Raw genomic sequence first — 5,467 nt, 5'->3', positions numbered from 1 at the left:
GCCCCCGGCGACGGCGCAGCGGTCTTGGCGCTGCTGCAGCTTGTGGTCGACTCCTTCGCAACGGTGAGGGTGTTCAGCGATCCGCCCGGCTCGCGGCGCGGATAACACGCTCCACACCAGGACGAGACGCACGCTGCCCACCGGCACCGCTCCACCAACAACTCTCTGCCACCCGCAGCCCAGCCTGAATCTCCCGCCGCCGACGTCGCCCAGCGCCATCTCGCCGCCGAATGACCTGGCTGAGCTGGCGCTGTGTCCCTGCTCGACAGAGCTAGCTGTGCTGAGCCAGCCCCGCTCGACTGCATGAGCCTTGCCACATTTCCGCCGCTGCCTCGGCCCGCGCCGCCTCACTCTCGACAAACGGCTCTCGCGCCCTGGCGATGCGCCAGTCTTGCCCTGCGCGCCGTCGGTACCGCCTGCTGTGCCCATGGCCGCCCCACCCCACCTCATTCGCTCGATTAGGCAAATGAGCAATGGTCCGATAACATTACACCCGTCAAGAAGGCACCTCGTTAGGTGAGGCGTCTGCACCGGACACAAGCCACTGATCTCACGACGTCGAGAGACGCCCAAGGTCAGGACAGGTCTCCTCGGCTTAAGGGGTGACCCGAAGTGGCTACCGGCCGATGGTCGGGATACGCCGGGCAGTGCCGAAGCTCTTACGAGAGGGAGTGCCTCCGCCGTTTCGTTCGGGCAGCTTTCCGTGCCCGGAAGTCGGCGTGCGCTCCCACTGTGATCGCGGTCCGGGTGGATTCCTGTGGCCCCGTCGGGTGGAGGTGAGTGGCGTGGATAGTCCGAGTAATAGCACCGACCGGCTGCCGGTAGTGGCTGGCCGACTGTGCTCCACGTTGCTCTTCGATCCGTCTGACGCGCAGCAGCTCTGACCTCTTAGTTACTTGACCGCCCACCGCCGTGGGCTCCTGTCTGCTGCCGTCTCCTGCACGCCCGCCGAGCGGGCTGGGAGGGGTGAACCACATGACCACCGCACTGCTGGGGCTGGAGCGCTCGAACACCGCAGTCCTCGACGACGCGCACGTCGGCGACATCAAGGGTGCGTTCGGCACCATCAAGCTCGGCGACCACGGGGCCCGCCGCGGGCTGTCGACGAAGATGAAGACGCTGCTCGCGATCGTCGGCCCGGGTCTGATCGTGATGATCGGGGACAACGACGCCGGCGCCTTCGCCACCTACGGCCAGGCCGGCCACGACTACGGCACGAAGCTCCTCTGGACGCTGCTGCTGCTCGTCCCCGTCCTGTACGTCAACCAGGAGATGGTCCTCCGCCTCGGCGCCGTCACCGGCGTCGGCCACGCGCGCCTCATCTTCGAGCGCTTCGGCAAGTTCTGGGGCGCGTTCAGCGTCATCGACCTGTTCCTGCTCAATGCCCTGACACTGGTCACCGAATTCATCGGCATCACCCTGGCCACCGGCTACCTCGGCCTGCCGAAAGTCCCCTCGGTGATCCTGGCCGCCCTGGTCATCATCGCCGCCGCCTCGACCGGCTCCTTCCGGCGGTTCGAGCGCCTGGCGCTCATTTTCTGCCTCGGCTCCCTGCTGCTGATCCCGATCTCGCTGATGGCGCACCCGGCCGTCGGCACGATGGCGCACGACTTCGTCCGCCCCTCCTTCCCCGGCGGCGCGGGCGGTATGGCTCCGCTGATGCTGCTGATCATCGGCATCGTCGGCACCACCGTCGCGCCCTGGCAGCTGTTCTTCCAGCAGAGCTACGTCATCGACAAGCGCATCACCCCGCGCTTCATGAAGTACGAGAAGGCCGACCTGTGGCTCGGCATCGTGGTCGTGGTGATCGGCGCGGCGGCCATCATGGGCCTGGGCGCCGTCGCCTTCGCGGCCAAGGGCTCGCCGGACTTCACCGACGCCGGCTCGCTCGCCACGGCGCTGCAGAACTACGGCGGCCGCGCGCTCGGCGACATGTTCGCCGTCGCGCTCCTGGACGCCTCCGTCATCGGCGCCTTCGCCGTCTCCCTGTCGACCGCCTACGCGATCGGCGACGTCTTCAAGATCAACCACTCGCTGCACCGCGGCGTGAAGCAGGCCAAGGGCTTCTACGCGGTCTACGCCGGCGTCATCGGCCTGGCCGCGACGATCGTCCTGACCGCCTCGGCCCACGTGCTCGGCGTGCTCACCACCGGCGTCCAGGCCCTGGCCGGCGTGCTGCTGCCCAGCGCGACCGTCTTCCTGCTCCTGCTCTGCGTCGACAAGGAAGTCCTCGGGCCCTGGGTCAACTCCAAGAAGACCACCCTGTTCACCTCGACCGTCATCGGCGTCCTGATCGCGCTGTCGATGGTCCTGACTGCCTCGGTCATCTGGCCGAACATCAGCGCCGGACAGATCGACGAGATCCTCGTCGGCTGCGCGGCCGGTGGCCTGGCCGCTGCCGCAGTCATGGGTGTCAAGGCCCTGCGAGCACGGCGTGCGCCGGACTTCGTCGCCGAGTCCATCGACCGCTCCGGCCGCGACGGGTGGCGCACGCCGCCGCTGGACCAGCTCGGCCAGCTGACGTTCTCGAAGACCCGCCGCTACTCCATGGGTGCGCTGCGCCTGTACCTGCTGGTCTCGATGGTCATGTGCGTGTGGAAGCTCGTCGAGATGATGCTCGGACACTGACCGTCCGACCCTTCCCAGAGCTGTCCTTCGCACCATAAGGAGGCGAACATGCAGAACCTGACCACTTGGGAGTTCATCGCGCGGCTGGCGGTCGGGCTCGGATGCGGCGCCGCGATCGGCGTGGAGCGGCAACTGCGGGCCCGGATGGCGGGTCTGCGGACCAACGCGCTGGTGGCGGTGGGCGCGACCCTGTTCGTGCTGTACTCGGACATCAACGGCTCGGAGAACAGCACGCAGGTCGCCGCCTACGTGGTCTCCGGCATCGGTTTCCTCGGCGGCGGCGTGATCCTGCGCGACGGGTTCAACGTCCGCGGCCTGAACACCGCCGCGACGCTGTGGTGCTCGGCCGCGGTCGGGGTCATGGCGGCGTCCGGCCACCTGGCCTTCGCGGCCATCGGCACGGCCACGGTCCTGCTGGTCCACCTGCTCGGCCGCCCGGCCGGCCGGCTGTTCGACCGGGACAACGCGGTCGAGGAGGACGAGGACCTGCAGCCCTTCCGCCTGCACCTGACCTGCAAGGCCAAGTCCGAGTCGCACATCAGGGCGCTGCTGGTGGCGGACACCACCGGCGGCCACGTGATCCTGCGCGGCCTGGACACCACCCGGGACGACGCCGCCGACGCCACCCGCCTCACCGCGCACCTGCTGCTGGACGGCGACGCCGCCAGCCGGCTGGAGCAGCTGGTCGGGCGGCTGTCGCTGGAGCCGGGGATCCACACCGTGCACTGGCACAAGGACGACGCCGACTTCGACGCGCTGACGCGGGGCCCGGGGCCGGACCCGGACGAGTGAGGGGGCGGCATCCGCTCACCGCGGCGGCCGACGACGCCGGTTCCGGCCGCGCCGCCCGGCGACCGTCGCGGAGCCGACCAGCACGACAACGATCACCAGGTATATGACGGCGCCTATGGCAGGGTGCCCATCGGCGGTGTGGGGCAGTGCGGTGAGCATCAGGGTCCTCTTCCTCGCTGGGCACATACGCCGATAGCCGCTCCGGACCGGACTACGCGTCCGATCCGGAGCGGCTGTATCAGCGGGTTCGCGCGGCCTTCACCGCGATCGACACCAGCGCCGGCACGACCGGCCCCAGACCGGCCAGTTCGGCGGCACCGATCAGCGCCGGAACGAGCAGCGGACGCAGGGCGCGGGCCACGGCGCCCAGGTCGACGTCCGCGGCGATGGTGTCGGGGACGCCGGAGATGGTCAGAGTCAAGGACATAGTGGTACCTCCGTCGGGGTGCCCGCGAAGTAGATACCCGAGGCGCTTAAATAGTCAAGCGATTGCGCAAACGTTTGAGTGGATCTCCGGCCGTCGGGCACAATGGACGCTACCGATCCGGGCCCCGGCCCGGTGCGAAGCACAGACACAAGCACAGACACAAGCACAGACACGAGGAAGTGACATGCGCCGCAGACAGGAGTCCCGCACCGAGGACGACGCCGTCCCCGACGACGGGGCGCCGAGTCCCAGGCTCCTTCAGGACGCGGCCGCTACCTTCGGCATGCTGGCCGCGACCACCCGGCTGCACATCGTGTGGCTGCTGGCCCGGGCCGAGCAGGACGTGACGGCGCTGGCCGAGGCCACCGGCAGCAACGTCGCCGCGGTGAGCCAGCACCTGGCCAAGCTGAAGCTGGCCGGCCTGGTCAGCGCGCGCCGCGAGGGCCGGCGCCAGGTCTACGTCGTGGACGACCCGCACGTCGTCGCGATCGTCCGGCAGATGCTGGACCACCACGCCGAACAGGCCGGCGAGGCGCACCCCGCGAGCCGGGGGCCGGCCAGGACGGCCTAGCCACCGCGCGGTCCCCGGCCGCACGACCGAAAACGAACCGCCATGACGCTCCTGTCCCCGTTCCGCAGCTCCACCGCGGCCTCCGGCCCGACCGCCGCGCCGACGACGGACGCGACGGACGCGACGGACACATCGGCAGACACATTGGCGGACCGCAGCGCCGAGCTGGCAGCACGCGGCGGACAGCCGGTCCTGCAGGTCCTGCGCGGCCTCGACAGCGGACTGCGCGGCCTCACGGAAGCCGAGGCCGCCGCGCGCCTGGAACGCGACGGCGAGAACGACCTCAGCCGCCCCGAACGCTCCACCGCACACGGCCTGGCAACGGCCTTCCGCGCCCCGTTCCTCCTGGTCCTGACGGTCCTCGACGCGGTGTTCGCCCTCAGCGGCGACCTCGGCGGCGTCCTGGCCATCACCGCGATGATCGCCATCGCCGCGCTGATGCGCTTCTGGCAGGAACAACGCTCACGCCGCACGGTCGACGCACTGCGCGCCCTGGTCCTGACGACCGCGACCGTGGTCCGCCGCGCCGACGACACCAGCGAGCCGATCACGCGCGAGCTGCCCTTCGACCAACTCGTGCTCGGCGACGTGGTGCGCCTCGGCGCGGGGGACCTGATCCCGGCGGACCTGCGGCTGCTGCGCGCGAAGGACCTGTTCCTGGACCAGGGGCTGCTGTCCGGCGAGTCGATGCCGGTGGGGAAGCATGCGGAGTTGTCGGGGACGGCTGGCGCTGCTGGCGCGGCTGCTGGCAATAGCCACGATTTCAGCCGCGCCACTCTGCGCCTGGTAGACACGCACACCGACGCCAGCGACCAATCGGCTACGCGCCTGGCTGGCCCGCACACCCTGCCCGCCGACTCGGTTGGCACTCGCGCCTTTGCCACCGGTCTTGTTTCTGATCGCCCGGCTGGCTCGCACACTTCGCTCGATGCCGCACCCGAGCTTGATGCCTCCGCCCCATCCGTGCCTGCCGCCTCGGCCGAGACCCCCGCCCTTGCCGAGGATCATGTTTCTGATCGCCTGGCTGGCCTGCATGCATTGCCCGACAC

General features: G+C 69.7%; 5 protein-coding genes and 1 riboswitch. Of the genes, 4 read left to right on the top strand and 1 reads right to left on the bottom strand.

The annotated features are described in order from the left end of the window. Positions 1 to 501 precede the first annotated feature (501 nt). Positions 502 to 678, top strand: a riboswitch (M-box (ykoK) riboswitch). Between the two features lie 297 nt (positions 679 to 975). Both GWK61_RS52420 and GWK61_RS52415 read left to right on the top strand, forming a co-directional pair. Next, the gene (locus tag GWK61_RS52420) at positions 976 to 2,628 is read left to right on the top strand and encodes an NRAMP family divalent metal transporter (RefSeq protein WP_194921736.1); all 1,653 of its coding nucleotides are present in this window, start codon (positions 976 to 978) and stop codon (positions 2,626 to 2,628) included. 48 nt (positions 2,629 to 2,676) lie between these two features. After that, positions 2,677 to 3,420 (top strand): MgtC/SapB family protein, encoded by a 744-nt coding sequence (locus tag GWK61_RS52415; protein ID WP_194921735.1) that lies wholly within the window; start codon positions 2,677 to 2,679, stop codon positions 3,418 to 3,420. 238 nt (positions 3,421 to 3,658) lie between these two features. On the opposite strand, the gene GWK61_RS52410 is transcribed toward GWK61_RS52415, so the two are convergent. Then, positions 3,659 to 3,847: a hypothetical protein gene (locus GWK61_RS52410; RefSeq protein WP_194921733.1), complete on the bottom strand. Its 189-nt coding sequence runs from the start codon at positions 3,845 to 3,847 to the stop codon at positions 3,659 to 3,661. Positions 3,848 to 4,031: 184 nt separating this feature from the next. Here GWK61_RS52410 and GWK61_RS52405 point away from each other — a divergent pair, with 184 nt between their 5' ends. Both GWK61_RS52405 and GWK61_RS52400 read left to right on the top strand, forming a co-directional pair. Continuing rightward, positions 4,032 to 4,418: an ArsR/SmtB family transcription factor gene (locus GWK61_RS52405; protein ID WP_194921732.1), complete on the top strand. Its 387-nt coding sequence runs from the start codon at positions 4,032 to 4,034 to the stop codon at positions 4,416 to 4,418. A gap of 144 nt (positions 4,419 to 4,562) precedes the next feature. Beyond that, a partial coding sequence (locus GWK61_RS52400) for a P-type ATPase actuator domain-containing protein (RefSeq protein WP_228564418.1) occupies positions 4,563 to 5,467 on the top strand: 905 nt, incomplete at its 3' end.

The sequence above is a fragment of the Catenulispora rubra genome, assembly GCF_015356825.1.
Classification (GTDB): domain Bacteria; phylum Actinomycetota; class Actinomycetes; order Streptomycetales; family Catenulisporaceae; genus Catenulispora; species Catenulispora rubra.
This window is presented reverse-complemented; position numbering and strand designations above follow the sequence as displayed.